Genomic DNA, 23913 nt, shown 5'->3' on the forward strand with positions numbered 1-23913 from the left:
GCGCTGCTCGTGCCGGGCGACCGGCACACGACCGGCTGTGAGCGCGGTCATGGGCCCCGACGTCTCGGGCCGGGAAGGTGTCGCCGTCACCGCACCCGGGGAAGACTTCGCAGAACGGCCGGATCGGCAGGGAGGGTTCAACCAGATGAGCGCGCAGCGCATCGTGGTGGTCGGCGCCGGGTTCGCCGGCTTGAAGTGCGTCCAGCGCCTCGAACGTGAGCTCAAGGACGAGCTGGCGCGGAACGAGGTGGAGATCGTGGTGGTCAACCCCCACGACTACATGCTCTACCTGCCCCTGTTGCCGCAGGTCGCGGCCGGGGTGATCACCGCCCAGTCGGTCACCGTGCCGCTGCCGCGGGCGATCAAGCGGGCGCAGCGGCTGCCGGGCCAGGTGGTCGGGCTCGACCTGGAGCGCAAGGTCGCCGTCGTCAAGAAGATCAGCGAGGACGTCGTCGACCTGCCCTACGACCGGCTCGTCATCGCCGCGGGCAGCGTCACCCGGCAGTTCGACATCAAGGGCCTCGAGGAGCACGGCCTCGGGATGAAGAACCTCGGCGAGGCCGCGTACCTGCGCGACCACGTCCTCTCCCAGCTCGAGCTGGCCAACGCCTCGACCGACCCGGAGGAGCGCGCGGCCCGCTGCGGCTTCGTCGTGGTCGGCGGCGGCTACGCCGGCACCGAGACCGCCGCGTGCCTCGAGCTGCTCACCGACGCCGCGATGAAGCGCTTCCCCCGCCTCGACCCGACGCTGGTGAAGTGGACGCTGGTCGACATCGCCCCGCGCCTCATGCCCGAGCTCGGGCAGCGCCTCGGCGAGGAGGCCCTCGACCTGCTGCGCCGCCGCGGCATCGGCATCCGACTCGAGACCGGTGTCGAGGAGGTCACCGACTCCAGCGTCACCCTCACCGACGGCAGCACGATCCCCACCAAGACCCTGGTGTGGACCGCCGGCGTCACCGCGAGCCCGCTGGTCAAGATGCTCGGCGTCGAGCTGGTCCGCGGCCGCGTCAAGTGCGGCACCGACCTGCGTCTCGAGGGCTACGAGGACGTCTTCGTGCTCGGCGACGCCGCCGCGGTGCCCGACCTCACCGCGGACCCGCCCGGCTCGGCGCTCTGCCCGCCGACCGCGCAGCACGCGACGCGGCAGGCGGTGATCGCCGCCGACAACGTCGTCGCCTCGCTGCGCGGTCAGCCGCTGCGCGAGTACAAGCACCACGACCTCGGGCTCGTCGTCGACCTCGGCGGCACCCAGGCGGTGGCGCACCCGCTGAAGCTGCGGCTCACGGGCGTCATCGCCCAGGCCGTCACCCGCGGCTACCACCTCTACGCGCTGCCGCTCCAGCGCACGCGGATGCGGGTGATCTTCAACTGGATCCTGCACCTGTTCGGCGGCGACGACTTCATCCGCATCGGCTTCCTCGCCGGCCGCAAGAGCGAGACGTCGTCGTTCGAGGAGACGCGCGACTACCTCTCCGAGGAGGAGATGGCGAAGCGGGCCACGGCGGCCTCGTGAGCAGTCCGCGGTGACGGCCGGCAGGGACGACGATGAGGACGGCGGCGGACGGGTCACCGACCTGGTCGCCCGCGACGGCACGCGCCTGCGGCGCTGGGACAACGGCGCCGCGGGCGTGCCGGTCGTGCTGTCCAACGGGCTCGGCGCCAGCCCGACGGCGTGGCCCTTCCTGCACGGCGAGGACTGCGGCTACCACGCCACCAGCTGGCACCACCGCGGGCTGGGCGGGTCGGCGCGCCCGGACGACGAGACGCACATCGGGGTCGGCGACCACGCCGAGGACCTGCTCGCGGTGATGGACGACGCGGGCATGGACCGCGCCGTCGTCGTGGGCTGGTCGGTGGGGGTGGCCGTGGCGATCGAGGCCGCCCGCCGGGCGCCCGGCCGGGTCGCGGGCCTGCTCGCCCTCGGCGGGGTCGCCACCGGCGCGTTCCGGGTGCTGCCCCGCGGCCCGCTGCCCGGCCAACTGCCCGAGGGCGTGCACCGGCGCGCCGCGCAGCTCGGCGGCTGGCTGCTGCGGGTCGTGGGCCCGCCGATCTCCGGGGTGATCGACCTGTTGCCGCGCAGCCTGGACGCCTCGCGGGACGCGTTCGACCGCGCCGGCGTCGACCCGGCGGTCCTCGACCCCACGGGTGCGGCGGCGCCGATGATCACGCTCGCCGAGGTGGCGCGGCAGTTCGCCCGCCACGACTGGACGTGGTTCTCGCGGATGGTGCTCGCGGCCGCCGAGCACGAGGCCCCCGCCGACGAGGACCTCGCGACGCTGACGATGCCCGCGACCGTCGTCGCCGGCGACTACGACACCCTCGCCCCGCCGGCGGACATGGCCGCGCTCGCCGCGGCCCTGCCCGACGCCCGGCTCGCGCGCCTGCCCGGCTCGCACTTCCTGCCGCTGCAGTTCCCCGACGCCCTGGCCGGCGAGCTGGCGGCGCTCGCCGAGCGCGCGGGCCTCGACGGGGACTAGGCCAGGAGGAGGCGCTCAGGCGCGGCGCACGATCCGCTCGGCGAGGAAGCGCAGCGCGAGCTCGTAGCCCGTCGTCCCGGCGCCGGCGATCACGGCCGTGGCGACCGGCGACACGTACGAGTGCGACCGGAACGCCTCCCGGGCGTGGACGTTCGACAGGTGCACCTCGACCACGGGCACGGGCAGCGCGGCCAGCGCGTCGCGCAGGGCCACGGACGTGTGCGTGTAGCCGCCCGGATTGATGATCACTCCGCCGTGGCCGGTCATGGCCTCGTGGACGGCGTCGATGAGCACGCCCTCGTGGTTGCTCTGCCGCGCGTCCACCTCCAGGCCGAGCTCGGCGGCGGTGCGGCGGCACCGTTCCACCAGGTCGTCGAGGGTGTCGGTGCCGTAGACCTCCGGCTCCCGGCGACCCAGGAGATCCAGGTTGGGGCCGTTGACGACCAGGACACGGCGGGCGTCGTGCTGCCACTCCATCGGGGGTTCCTAACCACGCTGTTGTCATTCGGGGGTCAAGCGGACGGGTGGGGTGACCGATGAGGGGAGCAGCGCCCACCGTGCTCACGGCGGGCGGCCTCCCCACCCGGACGGAGTCTGTATGAGGACGGTTCTGATCTGCGACGACCGGCGCAGTGTCCGCGAGGGCCTGACGCGCGTCATGTCCGCGGTGCCCGGTGTCCAGCGCATCGACTGCGTGTCCACCGCCGACGAGCTGCTGACCCGCTACGCCCGCCAGAGCGCGGACGTCGTGTTCGTGGGCACCCAGCGCGCGGTGGCCTCGGGCGCCGAGGCGACCCGTCGCCTCATGGCCGCGCACCCCCAGGCCAACGTCATGGTCTTCGGCGCCCCGGACGACGGCGGCAGCATCGCGGCCGCGATCGCCGGCGGCGCCCGCGGCTACCTGCGCTGGGACGCCTCGCGCCCCGAGCTGGTCGCCGCGCTCGCCCACTCCGCCGCCGGCGCCGAGGTCGGCGCGATGCCGATGCAGCGCGGCGCGTCGCCGGGCCAGGGCGTCAACCTCACCGAGCGCGAGATGCAGGTCCTGCGCGGGATGAGCCAGGGCAAGAGCAACGGCCAGATCGGCCGCGAGCTCTACCTGTCCGAGGACACGGTGAAGACCCACGCCCGGCGGCTGTTCCGCAAGCTCTCGGCCGCGGACCGCGCCCAGGCCGTCGCCCAGGGCTTCCGCTGCGGCCTCGTCTCCTGAGCCACACCGCGGTCCCCGTCCACGAGAGGCCCCGCCGGGTCGGAGGCGGCAGGGTCCTCGGGGGCACCGGACAGGCGGTTACTGGCTGGTATCACTCGCTGGGCGAGCGATACCAGCCAGTAACCGCCGCAGAGGGTGGCGGTCAGGGGCCGACGACGGTCCGGATGCGGTCGTCGCGCACCTCGGTGCGGGTGCGCCGGTGCGTGCCGAAGCGGTGGCGGATGCCGTCGGGGCCGGCGAGCCAGCCCTGATAGGCGTCGAGGACCACCTCGCGGCGTCCGCCCTCGTCGTCGCGGACGGTGATCGTGTAGCGGGTGTCGCGCGCGAAGCGGAAGCGCGGCGCGGCGGGGGCGGTCGGTGGCGTGCGGGTGACCATCGCCCCGGATCGTACGGGCACGGATCACCGCGCGGTTCCCTCGAACGGAGCAGCCTTCGGGAAGGTGATCGAGGTCTCGGCGGCCCTACCCTTCCCGGGCCCGGTGCGCCGACGCGGAAGCGGTGTCGACCTGTGACCGAACCTGTCCCTCATCCGGCCCCGGACTCCGTCCGCGCGGCCTGGGCCGCCGGTCGCGCGGCCCGCAACGGCTGGCTGACGATCCCCGACCCGCACCTCGTCGAAGTGGTCGCGGCGTCCGCCGCCGGGCGCGGCCTGCTCGACGCCCTCACCCTCGACCTGCAGCACGGACTGTTCGACCGCGCCCGCAGCGCCGACGCCGTCCGCGCGATCGCCGCGCACGGGCTCGCGCCGCTGGTGCGCCTGCCCGCCGTCGACGAGGCGACGGTCGGGTTCGTGCTCGACCTGGGCGTGCGGGGCGTGATCGCGCCGATGGTGGACGACGCGGCCGCCGCCCGCGAGCTCGTCGCCGCGTGCCACTACCCGCCGGCGGGGCGCCGCTCGTTCGGGCCGGTGCGCACGGCGCTGCGGCCCGGTGACGACCCGGTCGCGGCCGCCGACACCGTCCTCGCCTTCGCCATGGTCGAGACCGCGGACGCGCTCGACCGCGCCGACGAGATCGCCGCGGTGCCCGGGCTGGACGGGCTGTTCGTCGGGCCCGGCGACCTCGGCGTCGCGCTGGGGATCGGGGCGGCGCAGGACCGCGAGGAGCCGGCGATCCACGACGCGTTCCGGCGCGTGCTCGCCGCCTGCGCGGCCGCGGGGACGCGCGCCGCGGTGCACGCGACGCGGCCGGAGTACGCCGCCGCGCGGGCCGCCGACGGGTTCGCGCTGGTCACGGTGTGGTCCGACGTGCCGGCGATCCTCGGCAGCCTCGACGGGGTGCGCGCTCCGTTCGAGAGCTGAGCGGCCACAGCAGCCAGAGCAGCGGACCGGACCTGTCCGCCTCGGCGGGCACACTGTCCGCGTGCTCGAGACCTCCGCCCGCCTGCTGCGCCTGCTCTCGCTGCTCCAGGCGCGCCCGGAGTGGACCGGCCCCGAGCTCGCCGAGCGCATGGGTGTCACCACCCGCACGGTGCGCCGGGACGTCGACAAGCTGCGCGGCCTCGACTACCCGGTCGAGGTCGGCTTCGGGCCGGGTGGCGGCTACCGCCTCGGTGCCGGCGCGGCGCTGCCCCCGCTGCTGCTCGACGACGACGAGGCCGTCGCGGTCGCCGTGACGCTGCGGACCGCGGCCGGCACGGGGGTGGCGGGCACGGGGGAGACGGCGCTGGCGGCGCTGGTCAAGCTCGAGCGCATCCTGCCCGCGCGGCTGCGGCACCGGATCGCGGCCATGCCGGTGGCCACGGTGGCCCCGCGGGTCGCGCCGTCGGTGGACCCGTCGGTGCTGGCGGTCGTGGGCGGGGCGTGCCGCGACCGGCGCGTCCTGGAGATCGACTACACGGCCCGCGACGGCACGCCGACCCGCCGACGCATCGAGCCGATCCACCTCGTCGCGTGGGGTCGGCGCTGGTACCTCGTGGCGTGGGACCGCGACCGCGAGGACTGGCGCACGCTGCGCGTCGACCGGATGACCCCGCGCCTCGCCCCCGACGGCCTGCCCACCGGACCACGTTTCCCGCCGCGCGAGATCCCCGGCGGCGACCCCGCGGCGTTCGTCGCCGACCGCGTCGCCGACGTCCGGCCGTTCCGCTGCGTGGTGCGCGTGGCCGCCCCGGCGCCGGAGGTGCGCGCGACGATCTGGACCGACCAGGTGCGTGTCGAGGAGATCGGCCCGGAGGAGTGCCGGGTGTCGCTGTCGTCGGACGACGCGCGCTCGGCGGCGCTGATCCTCACCGGGCTGGACGCGGACTTCGTCGTCGAGTCCCCGGACGCGCTGGTGGACGAGCTCCGCCGGGTGGCCGACCGCTACTCCCGAGCGGTGGCTCCGGCTCAGCCGACGGCACCGCCCACCAGCCAGCCGATCCCGTAGGTCACGGCCAGCCCGAGCGCGCCCCCGACGACCACGCGGACCACCGCCCGGCGCGAGGTCGCCCCGCCGAGGCGGGCGCCGAGCCAGCCCGCGAGGCCGAGGGCGAGGAGCACGACGGCGACGGTCACCGGCACCCGCCAGGTGGGCGGCGTCGCCAGCACGGCGACCAGGGGCAGCAGTGCGCCGGTCACGAACGACACCGCCGAGGCGCCCGCGGCGCGCCAGGGGCTGGTCAGCTCGTCGGGGTCGAGGTGCAGCTCGGCCTCGAGGTGCGCGCCGAGCGCGTCGTGCTCGGTGAGCTCGACGGCGACCTGCCGCGCGGTCGACGGCGAGAGGCCCTTGTCCTCGTAGAGGGCGGCGAGCTCGGCGAGCTCCTGCTCGGGGGACTCCCGCAGCTCGCGCGTCTCCTTGGCGAGCTGGGCCCGCTCGGCGTCGCGCTGGCTCGACACCGACACGTACTCGCCGAGGGCCATCGATACCGCGCCCGCGACGAGACCCGCGATCCCGGCCGTCGCGATGGGGCCGCGTTCGATGGTCGCGCCGGCGACGCCGACGACGAGGCCGGCGGTGGAGACGATGCCGTCGTTGGCGCCGAGCACCCCGGCGCGCAGCCAGTTCAGGCGTTGGGACAGCTCGCCGCCGTGCGGTTCCGGGTGGACGGGGGCGTCGGCGGACATGTCCCCAGGCTCCCACGAAGACTGGAACGGTTCCAGAAAGCTGAGCCTCGCCTTGGTAGGCCGTGTCTCGGGCCCGACCGGTCCGCCGGATTCACGGCGATCCGTCGCGGCGAGGCGCACGATGGGGGAGCCGGGCCGTGCGCATCGGGGACGCCCGACCGGCAGGAGGAGGCGCCGTGGACACCGACGATGCCCGCACGGGGGACGACGGCCGGGACGGCCGGGACGGAGGCGACGGCCGGGAGGGTGGGCACGCCCGGGGCGGGCCGCCCGCGCCGACCGGGCCCGGTGGCCTGCGCGTCGGCGACGCCGACCGGTCGGCCGCCCTCGACGCCCTGGGCGAGCACTTCACCGCCGGGCGCCTCGACGTGGACGAGTTCGGGGACCGCTCGGGCCGCGCCGCCGGTGCCGTGCGCCGTGCGGACCTCGAGGCGCTGTTCACCGACCTGCCGGCGCCGCACCCGCCGCTGCCGCACCCGGCCGCGCCGCCGGCACCGCGTCCGGAGCCGCGTGCGCCCGCGGTGCGCCACGGGCGGACCCCGGCGCCCGGCCCGGTCGTGGGCGCGGGGATCGCGCTGATGCTGGTGATGGTCCTGCCGGTGCTCGCCCTGTCGGCCGCCGTGACGGGTTCGGTCGGTGGGCTGCTCGTGCTGCCGCTGCTCTTCGTGATCCTCGGGCACGCCGGCCACGCCCGGCGGCGGCGCTGGGACGGGCGCTGGGACGGGCGCTGGGACGGACACGGTCCGGGCGATCACTGGGGCCCGCCCGGACGGCCGTGACGACTCGTCCGCGGGGGGACTGGCGCGATCGCGCGGGATGAGGTTAGGCTTGCCTCATCGCTGCGCGGGTGTTGTGGTGGCGCCCAGCGGCAGCGGCGAGAGGTGGGCCCGGGCTCGAGGGATGAGCCCGGGCCCACCGATCTCTCCTGCATACCACGCTCGTCCGCCCGGCGCTGACGTCTCGCGCCCGACCTGCGGCGATGCGTCTCCCGATCGTCAGGTGTCGACGGCCCTCCGTACCTGCCGTGGCCTCGCTCCCGCCCGATCTGTCCGGATGGCCGGGTGAGGCGAGGCTTGGTTCACTCCGTCTCGTGCCGGACCACGACGCACCGCGCGCTCGCGACGGCCGGGTCCACCGCCTCCGGGGCGGCCGAGCCGCCCCACGCGACCGCGCGGTCGGGTGACCCGCGCCTCGCGGGGCGCGTCCGACGTGCCGCCCGCGAGCGGTCAGGGGAAGCTGGAGGGTGATGCGGACCATGGAAGAGGTCGTGCTGCTCGACGAGTCGGGCGCGGTCGCGGGGTCGGCCGCGAAGGCCGACGTCCACCACGACGCCACGCCCCTGCACCTCGCCTTCTCCTGCTACGTGTTCGACGCTCGCGGCGAGCTCGTCGTCACCCGGCGCGCCAGCAGCAAGGCCACGTTCCCCGGGGTCTGGACCAACTCCTTCTGCGGCCACCCGGCCCCGGGCGAGGCGATGGACCTCGCCGTGCGCCGGCGCGCCCGCCAGGAGCTGGGGATCGAGATCGACGGTCTGCGCCTCGTGCTGCCGGACTTCCGCTACCGCGCCGAGCAGGGCGGGGTGGCCGAGAACGAGATGTGCCCGGTCTTCGTCGCCAGCACCGCCGACGTGCCCGGCGAGCCCGACCCGGGCGAGGTCGACGAGGTCCGCACCGTCGCGTGGGCGCCGTTCCGCGACGACGTGCTCGCCGGCACCTGGCCCGGCATCTCGCCGTGGTGCGCCGACCAGGTCCGCGCCCTGGCCCCGCTCGGGCCCGACCCGGTGCACTGGGCGCCGGGCGACCCGGGCGCCCTGCCGCCGGCCGCGTTCCTGGCCGACTGAGCGATCCGCGCGGACACCGATGAGTCCGCGCCGCCGCGGGAGTTCCACCGGGTGAGGGCACGTGACCGACACCCGAGGAGGGCCCCATGTCCGACGCCGAGCACGAGATCCGCGACCTGGTGACCCGGTGGGCGCACGCCGTTCACACCGGTGACCTCGACACGGTGCTCGCCGACCACAGCGGCGACATCGTCATGTTCGACGTCCCCCCGCCCCACGACGGCGTGCGGGGGATCGCGGCGTACGCGGAGACCTGGCCGCCGTTCTTCGAGTTCCAGGCGCACGGCGGCTGCTTCGAGATCGTCGAGCTGGACGTCACCGCCGGCGACGACGTGGCCTTCGCCCACGCGCTGCTGCGCTGCGACACCGCCGAGGAGCTCGCGGCGCACCCGTCCCGGCGGCTGCGCCTGACCCTCGGCCTGCGCCGCGAGGGCGGGCGCTGGGTGGTCGCGCACGAGCACCACTCGTTCCCCGACGAGAGCGTGGTCCCGCAGGAGGACGAGGAGGCGGTGCGTGCGGTGCACCGGCGGTGGGCCGCCGACACCGCCGCCGGCGACCTCGAGGCGCTCGTGGCCCCGATCGCCGACGACGTCGTCTCCTACGAGCACGGCGGGAAGATGGCCTACGTCGGCAAGGACGAGGTGCGCGAGGTGTGCCGGGCGGGGCTGGAGTCCTCGCCCGAGCCGGTCGACTGGGCGATCCCCGACCTGCGCGTCGTCGCCAGCGGCGACCTCGCCGTGTCCTGGGGGATCGACGAGATCACCCTCGGCGGCGGTGAGACCGTCCGCTCGCGCGGCACGCGGGTCTTCCGGCGGACCGAGGACGGCTGGCGGATGGTCCACCAGCACCTCTCGTTCCCCGCCGAGTTCTCCGCCGAGTTCCCCGCCGGGTCGCCCGCGGAGGCGTGACCGGGGCTCAGGGTCGCGGGGCGCCCGGGTAGGTCCCGAACTGCCAGGTGTTGCCCTCGGGGTCGCGGATCGCCGTGTCGTGGGAGCCGTAGTCGGTGTCGTAGGGCTCGCGGACGACGTCGCCGCGCCCGTCCTCGCGCACCCGGGCGGCGAGGGCGTCGATCTCGGCGGCGTCCGGGTGCACGACGTAGGCGCTGAACGTCCCGGACGGCGTCGCGCGGTCGTCGGTGCCGGGGCGGCGCTGGCCCATCATGAGCCCGCCGCCGGCGGGCCAGGCGAGCTCGGCGTGCTGCACGACGCCGTCGTCGTCGGTGTAGGCGACGACCTCGACGAAGCCGAGGACGTCGGTGAGGAAGGCCATGAGGCCGCGGGCGTCGTCGGCGGCGAGGGTGGGCCAGACGGTGGGCGGTGGGGTCTTGCCGTCGGTGCTCATGGGCTCACCCTGGCGCGCCGGGCGTCGCGGCGTCTTGGACGTTCCCGATCTCCTCGGCGAGCCAGCGGGTGGGCGAGCAGCCGGCGAGCGCGCCGAACTCCCGGGTCAGGTGCGCCTGGTCCGCGTAGCCGCCGTCGGCGGCGATGTCGGCGAGGCCGAGGGCCTGCCCGGCGAGCGCCCGCGCGGCGAGGCGGCGGCGCGCGCGGTCGAACCGCGCCATGCGGCCCGCCACCTTCGGCGCCACCCCGAGCTCCGCGCGGAACCGCTGCCCGAGGTGCCGCTCGCTCCACCCGACCTCGTCGGCCAGCGCGCGCACCGGCACCCGCCCCCCGGAGCCGACGGTCCGCCGCCACGCGCGCCGGACCTCGGGCGCCACCGGCGTGGTCGCGCCGAGACCGGGCCCGTCACCGAGCGCCCGGCCGAGGACGTCGTCGATCGCCGCGAAGCGCCCGCCCCAGTCGTCGGCCTCCCCGACCCGCTCGTGCAGCTCGCGGGCGAGCGCGCCGAGCACCTCGTCGCCGTCCACCGTGACGCCGGCGAGCTCCGCGGCCGGCCGGCCCAGGAGCGCGCGGGCGGCGAGCGGGTCGAGCACGACGTGCACCCCGGACTGCCGGCCGTCGTGGACGATCGTCTCCGGTGTCGTGTGCAGGCCGCCGATCGCCACGTCGCGCGTCACCAGCGAGCCGTCGGGGGCCCGCATCGTCAGCGGCCTGCCGAAGGTGACGATGAACGTCAGGTACGGCGACGGCAGGCCCCGGTGGACGCCGGGAGCGGCGTGCAGGTCGTAGCCGTGGTAACCGACGTGGCCGGTCAGGGCGCCCGACGGGCGCCCGGCGCGCACGTCCGCCTGGTCGGCCACGGGTCCAGTCTGGCGTCAGCGACCGTCGTAGTCGACCGCCACGGACGGGCTGGTGGGGCGGGCCTGGCAGGTCAGGACGCGGCCCGCGGCGACCTCGTCGTCGCCGAGGGCGTGCCGGACGGCCATGTGCACGGTGCCGCTCGTCAACGACGCCGCGCACGTGCCGCACGCCCCGCCGGCACAGGAGTACGGCGCGTCGACGCCCGCGCGCACGGCGGCGTCGAGGACGGTCTCGTCCGGCCCGCAGTCGACGTCGGTGGTGGCGCCGGCGAGGGTGACGGCCACGGTCGCGGCGGTGGCGCCCTCGACGGGCCCCGCCGGCGCCGCGGCGGTGAAGAGCTCGCGGTGCACGCGGTCGGGGTCCACGCCGTTCTCGGTGAGGCCGGCGGTGAGCGCGTCGGTGAGCGCCTCGGGCCCGCACAGGAACCAGCCGTCGACGGCGTCGGGGCGGGGCACGTGCGCCAGCACACGCGCGGGGTCGAGGCGCCCGGACTCGACCGTCTCCCACCGCGCCGCGTCCTCGGGGCGGTCGTCGGGGACGGCGTCCTCCCGCGAGCGCACGTGCACGAGCCGCAGCCGGCCCTCCGCGCGCGTGACCAGCATCGACAGCTCGTCGGCGAACATCGTCGAGGCCCGGTCGCGGTTCCCGGCGAGCAGCGTCACGCGCGACGAGGGCTCGGCGTCGAGGATCCCGGCGACGATCGGGAGCACCGGCGTGATGCCGCTGCCCGCCGCGACGGCGACGATCCGGCGCCCCGGTGCGAGCCCGGCGGGCGGCTCCGGGGTGAAGCGTCCCGCGGGCGCGGCGACCTCGAGGGTCGCGCCGGCGGCCAGCTCCGCGCCGGCCCACGCGGAGAACCGGCCGCCGGGCACCAGGCGCACGCCGATCCGGAGCACGCCGGAGCCCGCCGCCGAGCACACCGAGTACGTCCGGCGGACCTCCTCGCGCCCTGTCCCGTCGGGGCGGTCCAGCCACGGCCGCACCGTGACGTGCTGGCCGGCGCGGTGCACGAAGGTCGCGGCGAGCTCGTCCGGCACGGTGAAGGTCACCGCGAGCGCGTCGACCGCGGCCCGGCGCACGTCGGCGACCCGCAGCCGGTGGAAGCCCGGGCGGACCTCGCCCGCCGGCCCGTCCATCCCGTCGGTGAGCCCCCGCCACGCGCGGTACTCGGCGGGCGTGAGCTCCGTGCCCCACGCCGTCGCGATCGGGACGTCGCGGGCGAGGTAGTCGTCGCGGGTGTTCTCCCAGGCGCGCACGTAGCGGTAGAAGGGGATCGTCGGGTGGATGTGGTGCACCAGGTGGTAGTTCTGGTACAGCATCACCGGCGTCATCAGCCACTCGCGCCCCACGCGCACCCGCGTCGCGCGGAACCGGTCGGCCCGCGCGGTGACGCCGAGGTCGTGGTGGGGCAGCCAGTCGAACCACCAGGCGAGCACCCCGATCCCCAGGCGCTGGGGCACGAGGTAGAGCAGCAGGAGCGCGAGCCCGTGCCCGGTGGCCACCAGCGTCACCGCCACGGCGACGACGACCGCCAGGTTCACGAGCGCGCCGACGACCTCGCGTCGCGGGCGCCGGGCCATCCGCGGGCCGTAGAAGCGGAAGTACCAGCCGTCGATGGCGAGCCAGCGCAGCGGGCGCTGCCAGGCGGGACCGCCCTCGACCCACGCGTCGGGGTCGACGAGGACGTCCTCGTTGGTGTGCCGGTGGTGCTCGATGTGGATGTAGCGGACGAGCGGGAACGTCGCCCACGCCGCCACGAACGGGATCGACAGGCGCCCGAGCACGTCGTTGACCCACCGCCACCGGCCCGCGGCGTGGTGGGTCGCCTCGTGCAGCACCGTGAACATCGTGAAGGTGACCAGCGCCTGCGCCGGGACGGTCGCCGCGAGCCACCACCGGCTGACCCCGCCGTCGAGGGCGGCGAGCGCGAGGGCCGCCGCGCCCACCCACAGCGCGAGCGAGATGACCCACAGGGCCAGCGTCGGCAGGGCGACGGTCGGCAGCGGGATCCCGGGGTCGGGCACCCCGCGGCGCACGGCGGCCGACTCCTCCTCGGACAGCACGCGGGCCGGTGCCTCCTCCTGGGCGTCGGCGGTCACGGTGGCTTCCCCCTGGGCGTCGGGTCGTCGGCGGCGACGCGCACCAGTCAACGTCCGGAGATGTTCTGAGTCAATACGGCGATTTTGTCTCAGAAACGGTCATACCCGTGGCGTCGCGAGCCCCCGCCCGGCCCGTGGCGCGACCCCGCGGAGCGCGAGAGGATGCCCCGCCGACACCCCGACCACAGTCCGAGCACAGTGGATGGAGCGAGACCCCCGTGATCCTCATCAACGTCAAGTGGACGGTGAAGCCGGAGTACGCCGAGCAGTTCCCGTCGCTGGTCAAGGAGTTCACCGACGCGGTGCGGCAGGAGCCGGGCAACATCTTCTTCGAGTGGTCCCGGCACCTCTCCGAGGAGAACACCTACGTGCTGGTCGAGGCGTTCCAGGACGGCGCGGGCGAGGCGCACGTCCAGTCCGAGCACTTCCGGCGCTTCGTCGAGCAGGCGCCCGACTGGGTCGCCCAGAAGCCGCGGATCATCAACGTCCAGGACGTCCCGCAGGACGGCTGGGGCGAGATGGGCGAGATCGCGCCCCGCTAGTGCTCGCGGGCGGCCGGGGGCGACCGGTCGGGGTCAGACCCCGACCGGCTCGCGCTCCGCGGCACCCGCGCGCGTCAGCAGGCGCCAGGCGCCGAGGGCCGTGACGACCAGGACGACGGCCCCGAGCACCGCGGCGCCCTGCATCCCGACGGTGAACGCGTCGCGGGCCGCGGCGACCACGGCATGGTCCGCGCTGTCCCCACCGGCGGCGACGAGCGCGCCGCCGAGCGTCTCCTGGCCCGTGCGGGCGGTGAAGACGGCGGCCGCGATGCTGCCGAGCACCGCGGTGCCCAGGGCGCCGCCGAGCTCGTAGCCGGTCTCGGAGATCGCGGACGCGGCCCCGGCGCGGTCGGCGGGGGCGGCGGCGAGGACGAGGTCGTTCGTCAGCGCCTCGGCCAGGGCCACCCCGCCGCCGAGCAGCACGAACCCGGCGACCACGGCGCCCAGCCCGCCGAGCACCCCGACCAGCAGCAGGCCCACTCCGGCGAGCCCGAGCCCGACGCCGACCAGCGCGGGACCGGCGAACCGGCGCACGAGCCGCGTGGCGACCAGCGCCCCGGCCACGCCGGCGACCGAGCCCGGCAGCATCCACAGCGCCGCCTCGAGGGGCCCGAGCCCGAGCACCAGCTGCAGGTACTGCGGCAGCAGCACGAGCAGCCCCACCAGCGCGAACACGCCGAGCAGGTTCGTCGTCACCGACACGGTGAACGGGCGCCGGGCGAACAGGCCCAGGTCGATCAGCGGGTGGGCGAGACGGCGCTGGCGGCGTACGAAGACCACCCCGGCGGCCACGCCCGCCACCGCCGCGACGACGGCGAGCGGCGTGACGCCCTCGGTCGCGACCGTCTTCACCGCGGCCACCACCGGGACCATCGCGGCCAGCGACAGCACCGCCGAGGGCAGGTCGAAGGGGCCGGGGTGCGGGTCACGGCTCTCGGGCAGCACCCGGGGGCCGAGCACGAGCAGCAGCAGGATCACCGGGACGTTGACCAGGAAGACCGAGCCCCACCAGAAGTGCTCGAGCAGGAAGCCGCCGACCACCGGCCCCGCGGCGGCCCCGCCCGAGAACGCCGCCGACCACACGGCCACGGCGGTGGCCCGGCGGCGCGGCTCCGGGAACGCGGTCTTGATCAGCGAGAACGTCGAGGGCATGAGCGTCGCGCCCCCGAGGCCGAGCAGGGCGCGGGCGGCGACGAGCGTGCCGGCGGTGGGGGCGAACGCCGCGGCCACCGACGCGACGCCGAACGCCGCGGCACCCCACAGCAGCAGGCGCCGGCGGCCGATCCGGTCCCCGAGCGTGCCCATGGTGACGAGCAGGCCCGCGAGCACGAAGGAGTAGGCGTCGACGATCCAGAGCTGCTCGGCGGCGCCGGGGTCGAGGTCCTCGGTCAGCGCGGGCAGGGCGGTGCCGAGCACGGTCATGTCGATGCTGATGAGCAGCACCGGGAGCACGAGCACGGCGAGGGCGATCCACGGCGACCGGCGGGACATCGACGTTCCTCCTGGCTCGACCGTCCAGACGGTACAGTTTTCGACGAGTCCGAAACTACACCGGCTGGACGGTCTAGTGTCAACGGCGTGCCTCGCCCGTCACAGCGCGACCGCATCCTCGACGCGTACACCGACCTCGTCGTGACCTCGGGTCCCGAGACGGTCACCCTCGACGCCGTCGCGGCCGCCGCCGGCGTGTCCAAGGGCGGGCTGCTCTACCACTTCGGGTCGAAGGAGGCCCTGCTCGACGGGCTGCTCGACCGCGCGACCGAGCTCAACGCCGCCGACCTCGCCACCGCCCGGGCCGCGCCCGAGGGCGTCGCGCGCTACTACCTGCGGACCTCGGTGACCGACCCCGCCGGCGACAGCGCCGTCTTCCGCGCCCTGGTCGCGCTGCTCAAGCTGGCGGCCACCGAGCCGCGCGCCGCCGCCGCGACCCGCCGCTGCTTCGCCGTCTGGCGCGAGGCGATGGCCGAGGAGCTCGGCGATCCCCTCACCGCCGACATCGTCGCCGTGGTCGGCGACGGCATGTACCTGCGGGCCATCGTCGGCGACACCAGCGAGGGGCTCACGGGGGACCTCGAGGAGGTGCTGCGCCGCGCCCGGCCGCGGTGACGCCGGTCGTCGTGCCGCTCGTCGGCCGTCGTGGCGGACCGCGGTGGGGGAGCGGGCCGGGCGTGCGACCGGCGGTCACCCGGGCGCGCCGTGCCGCGTGGTGGCGCGCCGGGCGTGTCGGCCGCGTGTCCGCAGCGTTTCCGCTGGTCGACGCGTCGTGACGGTGGCCGAGGACACGGTGTCGTCGGCCCGGGACGCCCGCACCCTGGAGGCGTGGAGCAGCACGAGGAGCCCGGCGGTGAGCTGTGGGACCGGTCCGGCGACCCCGCGGACCGGCCGTTCGACCCCGACGCCGAGCGCTGGGCCGGCATCGTGCGGGCCCTCGCGCTCGAGGACCCGCGGTTCGTCCGCCGCGTGACCTCGTCCGGCCCGGGCGGCGCCGCGGTCGGTGATCTCATGATCGTCATCGGGCTCGTCGCCACCGTGGTGCTCGGGGTGCTGCCCCTGGGCGTCGGCCTCCAGACCGGCATCATGGCGCTGGTCGTCGTCGGTGCGGTGGGCACGCTGCTGCTGCCGGTCGGGGCCCCGCTCGCCGTGCGCGCGTACCTGCGCCACGTGCGACCCCTGATGGTCTAGCTGGACAGCCTCAGACCGCCACCGCGTCCACGCGCCGGCGCAGGCTCGGCAGGTCCCGCACGACGATGCTGCGCCCGTCCTTCTGCAGCACGCCCTCGGCGACCAGCCGGGAGATCTCGCGGCTCGTCGTCACCCGGGTCAGCCCGACCATGAGGGCGAGCTCGTCCACCGGCGGGCGCACGCTCAGGCGCGCCGAGGTCCCGAGCGCGCCGTCGCCGTAGGCCTCGACGAGGTGTCCGAGCAGCAGCACCACGCGCTCGCGGGCGGGCAGGCCGTCGAGGAAGACGTGCAGGTGCAGGACCCGCTGCTTGCGCGCGACCCGGCGCACGACCTCGACGAGCAGCTCCGGGTCGTCGCGCGCCGCCTCGACGAGGACGTCGCGGCCGATCGCGAGCACCTCGCACGCCGTGAGCGCCGTCGCCGACACGGGGTTCACGCCGCCGTCGAAGCAGACGCCCTCGCCGAGGCTCGCGCCCGGCTCGGCCCAGGAGATCACGCGGGTGGTGCCGTCGGGGCGCAGCATGTGGATGCGCACCCGGCCGCTCACGATGACGTGGAACGACGACGACGGCTCGCCCTGGCGGTAGAGGTGGTCGCCCGCGCGGACGGGGCGGGGGACGCCCAGGGCCTCGATGCGCCGGCTCACCGCCCCGGTCTCGGCCAGGAGGAACGGCGAGACCGTCGGGCTGGGCACGACGCTGCGCGGGGCCATCGGCGTCCTCGATCCGGGCCACCGGAGGACCGGCGGGGGTGAGGGGAGATTACGCACCCGACGGGCGCCCGGAAAGGGAGGATCCGGGCGCCCATCGGTGGAGCGTGCGTCAGGCCGTGCCGCGTGGTCAGGCCGTGGCGGGCTCCGCCCGGACCTCGATGGAGGCCGCGTCGGTGTCGGGCAGGGCGAGGGTGCACAGCAGGCTGACCGCCGCCAGGCCCGCGAGCAGGATGCCGATCGCGAGGCTCGACCCGAGCGAGGCCACCAGCGCCGTCGCGATCAGCGGCACCACGCCGCCGCCGAGGACGCCGGCGAGGTTGTAGGCCATCCCGGCGCCGGTGTAGCGGTAGTGGGTCGGGAAGAGCTCGGGCAGCTGGGCGCCCTGCGGCCCGTAGGCGATGCCGACGACGCCGAGCACCACCGCCAGGCCCAGCCCGAACGACCAGACCGTCCCGATGTCGAGGATCGGGAAGGCGATGATCCCGGCGACGACGGACAGCGAGTTGCCGATGATGATCATCTTCCGGCGTCCGACACGGTCGGAGAGGATCGCGCCGAGGATCGTCGTCGCGGCGAAGACGAGGCCGCCGATGATGCCCATGGCGAGCACGGCGGTGCGCGGCAGCTGCAGGTTCTGGGTGCCGTAGCTCGTCAGGTACGTGACGCCGATGTAGAAGAACGCGAAGACGGCCATCGTCGAGCCGGCGCCGAGCAGCACGCGGCGTGGGTGGGTGGAGAGCACCTCGGCCACCGGCATGCGGGTGCTGACGTTCTTGTCGCGGGTCCGGAAGGCCGCGGTCTCGGTGATCGCGAGCCGCACGTAGAGGCCGACGGCGACGAGCAGGACGCTGGCGATGAACGGCACACGCCAACCCCAGGCCAGGAAGGCCTCGTTGCTCATGGTCAGCGCGGTGGTGAGGAACGTGGCGCTGGCCAGGGCGAACGCGAGCGACGGGCCGAGCTGGGGGAACAGTGCGTACTTGCCGCGGGTCTTGCCGGGCGAGTTCTCCGCGGTGAGCAGCGTGGCGCCGGCCCACTCCCCGCCGACCGCGAGGCCCTGCAGGATGCGCAGGATCACGAGCAGGATCGGGGCCAGGATGCCGATCGTCCCGGTCGTGGGCAGCAGGCCGATCGCCAGCGTCGACAGGCCCATGAGCAGCAGCGTCGTCACCAGCGTGCGCTTGCGGCCGAGCTTGTCGCCGAAGTGCCCGAACAGCACGGAACCGAACGGGCGGGCGACGAAGGCGACGCCGAACGTCGCCAGCGCGAGCGCCGTGCCGGCGGCGGCCCCGAGCTCGGGGAAGAAGACCTTGTTGAAGACGAGTGCGGCGGCGGTGCCGTAGATGAAGAAGTCGTAGAACTCGATCACCGTGCCGGTCATGCTCGCGATCGCGATGCGGCGCATCGGTGGTGGCGCGCTGCTGGTCACTCGGTCCTCCTGAACGTTCGTACGGGCACTGGGAGTGTCCGGTCCAGGACGGCGACGGTCTGTATCACACACTACAGACGTAAGACGCGTCGTGTGCTGGGTGAAGCACATGCGGTGCGTGGTCGCCGCGTGGCCGCGGTCCGTCCGTCGTACGCTGCGACCGGTGACCATCCTGGTGGCCGTCACGGACGACGGTCCGGGCACGGCGGCGCTCGAGGAGGCCGTGCGCGAGGGCGCGCGGCGCGACACCGGCGTCGTGGCCCTCAACCTGCGCGCCGGCCCGCTCGAGCCCCCCGACGCGCCCGGCGTCACCGTCGTCGACCGCCTGCTCGGCGTCGAGGACGGCGACGCGGTGCTCGAGCGCCTCGAGGCCGACGCCGACATCGACCTGCTGGTCATCGGCGTCCGCCGCCGCAGCCCGGTGGGCAAGGCGCTGCTGGGCGACGTCGCCCAGCGCCTGCTGCTCGAGGCCGCGGTGCCCGTGCTGGCGGTCAAGGAGTCCTAGGACGACCGTGTCGAGGGTTACTGGCTGGTATCGCTCTCCTCGCGAGCGATACCAGCCAGTAACCGTCGCGCCGCCCGGTCGACCGGCGGCGCTCCGGTGCCGCACGATCACCCCGTGCGCTCCCCGACGCTCCGCCTCACCGTCGCCGGCGCCGCCGTCATCGCCGTCGCCTACGGGATGGGCCGGTACGCGTTCGGCCTGACGCTGCCGTCGCTGCGGGCGGACCCGGCGCTCTCGACCGGCGGGCTGGACGACGCGGTCCTCGGGGTCATCGCCTCCGGCTCCTTCTTCGGCTACCTCGCGGGCCTGCTCCTGGCCCCCGTCGTCGGCCGCCGCTGGGGACCCCGGGCGCCGACGACGGTCGGGAACGCCTGCGGGCTGGTCGGTGGGGCGCTGGCGGCGGCCGCGACGTCGCCGGTGGTGCTCGCGGTGGGCGTGGTGCTCGCCGGCAGCGCCGCGGGGTGGGTGTGGGCGGCGTACTCCGACCTCGCCGCCGTGGTCGTCGACCCGCCCGCGCGCCCGCGGACGCTCGCGGTCATCAGCACCGGGACCAGCGCGGGGCTCGTCGTGTCGGCGGTCGTCGGGCTCGCGGTGCTCGGCGTGCCGGGCTGGCGTCTGGTGTGGGTGGCGATCGGCCTCGCGTCCCTGGCGGTGGGCCTGCTCAACCTGCGCTGGACACCCCGGGTGCCGCCGACGCCGCGGAGCCGGACCGGGCGGCTCGCGCTGCGCGGGCTCACGGTGCCGATCGTCTACGCCGTCGCCTTCCACGTCGGCGTCACGACCTTCCTCACCTGGGCCGCCGACATGCTGCGTCGTGCGGCCCTCGCCCCGGGCTGGGCGCCGACGATGTACGGGCTGATCGGGATGGTGGGGCTGGTCGGCCTGGGCGTCGGCGGCTGGTGCGCGCGCTTCGGCACCGTCCGCGTCGCCGCGGCCTGCCTGCTCTTCCTCGGCGCCTCGCTGGTCATCCTCGGCGCCGGGGCGGGCTCGGGGGTCGTCGCGCTGGTGGCGGCGACGTTCTACGCGCCCGGGATCATGGGCGGGGCCGCCGTGCTCGCGGTGTGGACCGCCGAGATCGCCCCCGAGCGCGCGGGCGAGGCGCTGACCGTGGTCGTCGCCGTCGGGGCGGTCGCGGCCGTCGTGGCGCCGACGATCGTGGGCCTGCTCCTCGGCGCCGTCAGCCTGGCCGCGATCCTCGTCGGGCTGGCCGTGCTCCTGGTCCTGACGGCCGCCTACCTCGTCACGGCTCGAACCGGTAGCCCCGTCCCGCCTCCGTGACGAGGTGCCGGGGCCGCGAGGGGTCGGGCTCGAGCTTGCGGCGCAGGTGGGCGAGGTAGACGCGCAGGTAGTTGCCCTCGGTGCCGTACGCCGGACCCCAGACCTCGTGCAGCAGCTGCTGCTGGGTGACGAGCATGCCGGGGTGGCGGGCCAGGTGCTCGAGCACACCCCACTCGGTGGGCGACAGGTGCACCTCGGCGCCGTCGCGCACCACCTTCTTCGCGACGAGGTCGACGGTGAAGCTCGCGGTCTCCACCACCGGCGCCCCGTCCGGCGTCACCACCGCCGCGCGCCGGACCGCGGCCCGCAGCCGCGCCAGCAGCTCGGGGACGCCGAAGGGCTTGGTGACGTAGTCGTCGGCGCCGGCGTCGAGGGCGGCGACCTTGTCGGCGGAGTCGGTACGTGCCGACAGCACGATCACCGGGACCGCGCTCCACCCCCGGAGGCCCTCGAGCACCTCGAGCCCCGGGACGCCGGGCAGCCCGAGGTCGAGGATGACGACGTCCGGGGGCGGGTGCTCGGCCACCGCGCGCAGCGCCGCCGCCCCGTCGGCGGCCAGGACGACGGTGTGGCCGTGCGCGGAGAGGTTGATCCGCAGGGTGCGGCGCAGGTGCGGGTCGTCGTCGACGACGAGGACGCGGCTCACCGGGACACCGCGGCATCGGGACGGGCCCCGCGGCGCTCCGTCTCCCAGGGCACCGGCGCGGCCGGCAGCGCCAGCACCATCGTCAGCCCGCCACCGGGGGTGTCCTCGGCGTCGAGCGTGCCGCCCATCGCCTCGGCGAAGCCGCGGGCGACGTGCAGGCCCAGCCCGACGCCGTTGGCGCGCCGCCGGTCACCGAGCTGCTGGAACGGGGTGAACAGGCCGTCGCGCTGCTTGTGCGGCACGCCGGGCCCCCTGTCGACCACGCGCAGCTCGACGCGGTCGGCGTACGCGCTCGCGCGCACCGCCACGGCGGACCCGCCACCGTGGCGCAGGGCGTTGTCGACGAGGTTCGCGACGATCCGCTCGGCGAGTCCGGCGTCGGCGAGCACGTCGGGCAGGTCCTCGGCGACCTCCACCGCCACCCGCTGGGCGTCGGCCGGCGTCACCCCGGCGAGCGCCGCGGCCACCACCTCGTCGAGCCCCACCGGCTCGGTGATCGGTGTGACCGCCCCGGTCGCGAGGCGCGACGAGTCGAGCAGGTTGTCGACGAGCCCCGTGAGGCGGTCGGCGGACTCCTCGACGGTGGCCAGCAGCTCCTGGCGGTCCGCGGTGGACATGCGCAGGGTCGGGTCGCGCAGGCTGCCCGCGGCCGCCTTGATCGCGGTGAGCGGGGTGCGCAGGTCGTGCCCCACGGCGGAGAGCAGCGCGGTGCGCAGATCGGCGGAGTCGGCGCGGCGCTGCGCGTCGGTGGCCTGGGCGGCCATCCGGCGGTTGCGCAGGGCGAGCAGCGCCTGGCCGCTCACCGCGGAGAACAGAGCACGCTCGCTGGCGGTCAGGCTCCGGCCGGTGGCGACGAGGTGCACGCCCTCGTCGATCTCGACGTCGGCGTCGGCGTCGGCGGGCTTCGCGCACGGGGTGCCGCCGGTGCAGGCCGTGACCTCCCAGCCGGTGCCCGCCGCCCGCTCGAGCAGCGCCACCGTCTCGAGGCCGAACGCCTCGCGCACGCGTTCGAGCAACTTGGGCAGCGGGTCGGAGCGGGAGAGCACGACACGGGCGAACGAGGCGAGCAGGGTCGCTTCGGTGCGCGCCGACGCGGCCTGGGCGGCGCGCCGGTCGGCCCGGTCGACGACGGCCGCGACGAGCAGCGCGACCACGACCATGGCCACGATGGCGAATGCGTTCTCGGGCTCGGCGACGGTCAGCGTGTAGAGCGGTGGGGTGAGGAAGACGTTGAGCAGCAGCCCGCCACCGATCGCGGCGACCAGTGCCGGTGCCAGCCCGCCGATCATGGCCGTCACCACCGTGGCCAGGAAGAACAGCACCACGTCGGTGGACAGGTCGACCGATTCGCGCAGGAGTACCCCGACCAGCGTCGCCAGCACCGGCAGCAGCACGGCCGCGGGCCAGCCGTAGCGGTGTCGGCGGGCGGGCAGCGAGAGGCGCGGGCGACGCCGTCGCGCCTCACCGGCCTCGGCGTGGCTCACGAGGTGGACGTCGATCGAGCCGGACTCGGCGATGGTGGCGGCGCCGATCCCGGGGTCGAGCAGCCGGGCCCACCGCGAGCGCCTCGACGTCCCCAGCACCAGCTGTGTGGCGTTGGCGGTGCGGGCGAACTCGAGCAGCGCGGCAGGAACGTCGTCGCCGACCACGGTGTGGAACGAGGCACCGACGTCCTCGGCGAGCCGGCGGAGCTGCGGCCCGTCCGCGCGCGGTTCGGTCCCGGCGAGGCCATCGCTGCGCAGGACGTGCACGCACAGCAGGTCCGCCGACCCCGCGCGGCGGGCGATGCGGGACGCACGGCGCAGGACCGTCGCGCTCTCCGGGCCACCGGTGACCGCGACGACCACCCGCTCGCGCGCCTCCCAGACCTCCGAGATGGCCTCTTGACTGCGGTAGCGCTGCAGGGCGACGTCGACCTGGTCGGCGACCCAGAGCAGCGCGAGCTCGCGCAGCGCGATGAGGTTGCCGGTGCGGAAGTAGTTGGCGAGCGAGGCGTCGATCTTCTCGGGCCGGTAGATGTTGCCGTGCGCCATGCGGCGGCGCAGCGCCTCGGGCGTGATGTCGACCAGCTCGATCTGGTCGGCGGCGCGCACCACGGCGTCCGGGATCGTCTCGCGCTGGCGCACGCCGGTGATGCGTTCGACGACGTCGCCGAGCGACTCGAGGTGCTGGATGTTGACCGTCGAGATCACGTCGATCCCGGCGGCCAGGAGCTCCTCGACGTCCTCCCACCGCTTCGCGTGCCGTGAGCCCGGCGCGCAGGAGTGCGCGAGCTCGTCGACCACGCACACCTCGGGGGCGCGGGCCAGCACGGCGTCGACGTCGAGCTCGGTGAGCTCGGCGCCGCGGTGGTGGAAGACCTTGCGCGGGAGCACCTCGAGGCCCTCGAGGAGCTCGGCGGTCCTCGCCCGCCCGTGCGTCTCGACGAGCCCGACGACCACGTCGGTGCCCCGGTCGCGGCGGCGGCGGGCCTCGTTCAGCGCGGCGTAGGTCTTGCCGACGCCCGGCGCCGCGCCGAGGTGGATGCGCAGTTCACCCCGTCCTGAGGTCACCTCCTCATCGTGCACCCGCGCGACCTACCGGATCCCCGGCGCCGCCGGGACGAGGGATGCGTTGAGCTCCGGCACGTCCACCCGGGGCTCGCCGAGGACCCCGAGGGTGCGCCCGTCGGTGGCGTCGGCGACCAGCGCCCGCACCCGGTCCTCCGGCAGCCCGGTGACCCGGGCGACGCGCGGCACCTGCTGCGCCGCGTACGCGGGGCTGATGTGCGGGTCGAGACCCGAGGCCGAGGCGGTGAGCGCGTCGGGTGGGATCGTGGCCGGGTCGACGCCGTCGCGGGCGGCGATCGCGGCGCGGCGCTCCTGCACCGCCGCGGCCAGGTCCTCCGCGCGGGGCCCGAGGTTCGTGCCGCCGGACGTGGTGGCGTCGGCCGGGCCGAGGCTGGCGACGGCGTCGTCGGGGGCCGAGGCCGAGGGCCGCGTGTGGAACCACGGGTCGGCGGCGGGTTCCGCCGGCACCGGGTCGATCCCGATGAGCGACGAGCCGCCGTTCGGTAGGACCGAGCCCTCGGCGTTGGCGTGCAGTCCCGGCAGGCGGCTCACGCCCCAGATCGCCGCCGGGTAGAGGACACCGCAGAGCACGGTGAGCACGAGCAGCACCCGAACCGAGGCGCCGAGCTGACGGCGCACCTGTGTGCCGCTGACGGCCGAGGGCGCCGACGCCTCGGTCCCGAGCTCCTGGACAGTGGTCATG

The 23913-nt window shown here is 75.6% G+C and carries 25 protein-coding genes; 13 read left to right on the plus strand and 12 right to left on the minus strand.

Annotated features, from left to right (window positions below; all coding sequences use genetic code 11):
- The first annotated feature begins 145 nt into the window (after positions 1-145).
- Entirely contained in the window at positions 146-1513 is a 1368-nt protein-coding gene (locus tag PH190_RS06740) for an NAD(P)/FAD-dependent oxidoreductase (protein ID WP_274230710.1), read from the plus strand.
- Between the two features lie 10 nt (positions 1514-1523).
- The gene (locus PH190_RS06745; RefSeq protein ID WP_274230711.1) at positions 1524-2477 is read left to right on the plus strand and encodes an alpha/beta fold hydrolase; all 954 of its coding nucleotides are present in this window, start codon (positions 1524-1526) and stop codon (positions 2475-2477) included.
- A gap of 15 nt (positions 2478-2492) precedes the next feature.
- Here the strand turns inward: PH190_RS06745 and aroQ are convergent, their stop codons facing one another.
- Positions 2493-2954: a type II 3-dehydroquinate dehydratase gene (gene aroQ, locus PH190_RS06750; RefSeq protein ID WP_274230712.1), complete on the minus strand. Its 462-nt coding sequence runs from the start codon at positions 2952-2954 to the stop codon at positions 2493-2495.
- A gap of 121 nt (positions 2955-3075) precedes the next feature.
- Here aroQ and PH190_RS06755 point away from each other — a divergent pair, with 121 nt between their 5' ends.
- Entirely contained in the window at positions 3076-3684 is a 609-nt protein-coding gene (locus PH190_RS06755; RefSeq protein WP_274230713.1) for a response regulator transcription factor, read from the plus strand.
- Between the two features lie 142 nt (positions 3685-3826).
- Here PH190_RS06755 and PH190_RS06760 read toward each other — a convergent pair whose 3' ends face one another.
- Positions 3827-4060, minus strand: a complete 234-nt coding sequence (locus PH190_RS06760) for a hypothetical protein (protein ID WP_274230714.1) — start codon at positions 4058-4060, stop codon at positions 3827-3829.
- A 132-nt stretch (positions 4061-4192) separates the two neighbouring features.
- Here PH190_RS06760 and PH190_RS06765 point away from each other — a divergent pair, with 132 nt between their 5' ends.
- Both PH190_RS06765 and PH190_RS06770 read left to right on the plus strand, forming a co-directional pair.
- Entirely contained in the window at positions 4193-4984 is a 792-nt protein-coding gene (locus tag PH190_RS06765) for an HpcH/HpaI aldolase family protein (protein WP_274230715.1), read from the plus strand.
- Between the two features lie 61 nt (positions 4985-5045).
- Complete coding sequence (locus tag PH190_RS06770; protein WP_274230716.1) at positions 5046-6050, plus strand: helix-turn-helix transcriptional regulator; 1005 nt, start codon at positions 5046-5048, stop codon at positions 6048-6050.
- Here PH190_RS06770 and PH190_RS06775 read toward each other — a convergent pair.
- On the minus strand, positions 6011-6727 hold the full coding sequence (locus PH190_RS06775) for a VIT1/CCC1 transporter family protein (RefSeq protein ID WP_274230717.1): 717 nt from the start codon (positions 6725-6727) through the stop codon (positions 6011-6013). The genes PH190_RS06770 and PH190_RS06775 overlap by 40 nt on opposite strands.
- Positions 6728-6903: 176 nt before the next feature.
- Between PH190_RS06775 and PH190_RS06780 the strand changes: the two genes are divergently transcribed.
- From PH190_RS06780 to PH190_RS06790, 3 genes are all read left to right on the plus strand, one after another.
- On the plus strand, positions 6904-7506 hold the full coding sequence (locus PH190_RS06780) for a DUF1707 SHOCT-like domain-containing protein (RefSeq protein ID WP_274230718.1): 603 nt from the start codon (positions 6904-6906) through the stop codon (positions 7504-7506).
- Positions 7507-7982: 476 nt separating this feature from the next.
- On the plus strand, positions 7983-8567 hold the full coding sequence (gene idi, locus PH190_RS06785; RefSeq protein WP_274230853.1) for an isopentenyl-diphosphate Delta-isomerase: 585 nt from the start codon (positions 7983-7985) through the stop codon (positions 8565-8567).
- An 86-nt stretch (positions 8568-8653) separates the two neighbouring features.
- Positions 8654-9475, plus strand: a complete 822-nt coding sequence (locus PH190_RS06790; RefSeq protein ID WP_274230719.1) for a YybH family protein — start codon at positions 8654-8656, stop codon at positions 9473-9475.
- Positions 9476-9482: 7 nt separating this feature from the next.
- On the opposite strand, the gene PH190_RS06795 is transcribed toward PH190_RS06790, so the two are convergent.
- The 3 genes from PH190_RS06795 to PH190_RS06805 are packed head-to-tail and all read right to left on the minus strand — an operon-like array spanning position 9483 to position 12867.
- On the minus strand, positions 9483-9908 hold the full coding sequence (locus PH190_RS06795) for a VOC family protein (RefSeq protein ID WP_274230720.1): 426 nt from the start codon (positions 9906-9908) through the stop codon (positions 9483-9485).
- A gap of 4 nt (positions 9909-9912) precedes the next feature.
- A complete protein-coding gene (locus PH190_RS06800; protein ID WP_274230721.1) occupies positions 9913-10767 on the minus strand; it encodes an AraC family transcriptional regulator in 855 nt (284 codons plus the stop codon).
- Positions 10768-10782: 15 nt separating this feature from the next.
- On the minus strand, positions 10783-12867 hold the full coding sequence (locus PH190_RS06805) for a fatty acid desaturase (RefSeq protein WP_337993799.1): 2085 nt from the start codon (positions 12865-12867) through the stop codon (positions 10783-10785).
- A gap of 218 nt (positions 12868-13085) precedes the next feature.
- On the opposite strand from PH190_RS06805, the gene PH190_RS06810 reads away from it, so the two are divergent.
- Positions 13086-13409: a putative quinol monooxygenase gene (locus PH190_RS06810; protein ID WP_274230722.1), complete on the plus strand. Its 324-nt coding sequence runs from the start codon at positions 13086-13088 to the stop codon at positions 13407-13409.
- 33 nt (positions 13410-13442) lie between these two features.
- Here the strand turns inward: PH190_RS06810 and PH190_RS06815 are convergent, their stop codons facing one another.
- Positions 13443-14900: an MFS transporter gene (locus PH190_RS06815; RefSeq protein ID WP_274230723.1), complete on the minus strand. Its 1458-nt coding sequence runs from the start codon at positions 14898-14900 to the stop codon at positions 13443-13445.
- Between the two features lie 87 nt (positions 14901-14987).
- On the opposite strand from PH190_RS06815, the gene PH190_RS06820 reads away from it, so the two are divergent.
- Both PH190_RS06820 and PH190_RS06825 read left to right on the plus strand, forming a co-directional pair.
- Positions 14988-15515 carry a TetR/AcrR family transcriptional regulator gene (locus PH190_RS06820; RefSeq protein WP_274230724.1) on the plus strand — a complete coding sequence of 176 codons (528 nt, stop codon included), beginning with the start codon at positions 14988-14990 and terminating at the stop codon, positions 15513-15515.
- 213 nt (positions 15516-15728) lie between these two features.
- Positions 15729-16091 carry a DUF3040 domain-containing protein gene (locus PH190_RS06825; protein WP_274230725.1) on the plus strand — a complete coding sequence of 121 codons (363 nt, stop codon included), beginning with the start codon at positions 15729-15731 and terminating at the stop codon, positions 16089-16091.
- Between the two features lie 10 nt (positions 16092-16101).
- Here PH190_RS06825 and PH190_RS06830 read toward each other — a convergent pair whose 3' ends face one another.
- Both PH190_RS06830 and PH190_RS06835 read right to left on the minus strand, forming a co-directional pair.
- Positions 16102-16803 (minus strand): Crp/Fnr family transcriptional regulator, encoded by a 702-nt coding sequence (locus PH190_RS06830; protein WP_274230726.1) that lies wholly within the window; start codon positions 16801-16803, stop codon positions 16102-16104.
- A 127-nt stretch (positions 16804-16930) separates the two neighbouring features.
- Entirely contained in the window at positions 16931-18232 is a 1302-nt protein-coding gene (locus tag PH190_RS06835) for an MFS transporter (RefSeq protein ID WP_274230727.1), read from the minus strand.
- Between the two features lie 163 nt (positions 18233-18395).
- On the opposite strand from PH190_RS06835, the gene PH190_RS06840 reads away from it, so the two are divergent.
- Together PH190_RS06840 and PH190_RS06845 are read left to right on the plus strand one after the other, a co-directional pair.
- Positions 18396-18737: a universal stress protein gene (locus PH190_RS06840; protein ID WP_274230728.1), complete on the plus strand. Its 342-nt coding sequence runs from the start codon at positions 18396-18398 to the stop codon at positions 18735-18737.
- A 114-nt stretch (positions 18738-18851) separates the two neighbouring features.
- Entirely contained in the window at positions 18852-20015 is a 1164-nt protein-coding gene (locus tag PH190_RS06845) for an MFS transporter (RefSeq protein WP_274230729.1), read from the plus strand.
- Here the strand turns inward: PH190_RS06845 and PH190_RS06850 are convergent.
- From PH190_RS06850 to PH190_RS06860, 3 genes are read right to left on the minus strand one after another with little or no spacing between them, the layout of a single operon-like run.
- Entirely contained in the window at positions 19978-20661 is a 684-nt protein-coding gene (locus PH190_RS06850; protein ID WP_274230730.1) for a response regulator, read from the minus strand. The genes PH190_RS06845 and PH190_RS06850 overlap by 38 nt on opposite strands.
- On the minus strand, positions 20658-23213 hold the full coding sequence (locus PH190_RS06855; protein WP_274230731.1) for a DUF4118 domain-containing protein: 2556 nt from the start codon (positions 23211-23213) through the stop codon (positions 20658-20660). Before PH190_RS06855 ends, PH190_RS06850 begins: the two co-directional genes overlap by 4 nt.
- A gap of 24 nt (positions 23214-23237) precedes the next feature.
- A complete protein-coding gene (locus PH190_RS06860; RefSeq protein ID WP_274230732.1) occupies positions 23238-23912 on the minus strand; it encodes a potassium-transporting ATPase subunit C in 675 nt (224 codons plus the stop codon).
- Between the last annotated feature and the right edge of the window lies 1 nt (position 23913).

The sequence above is a fragment of the Actinomycetospora straminea genome (assembly GCF_028737255.1).
Classification (GTDB): domain Bacteria; phylum Actinomycetota; class Actinomycetes; order Mycobacteriales; family Pseudonocardiaceae; genus Actinomycetospora; species Actinomycetospora straminea.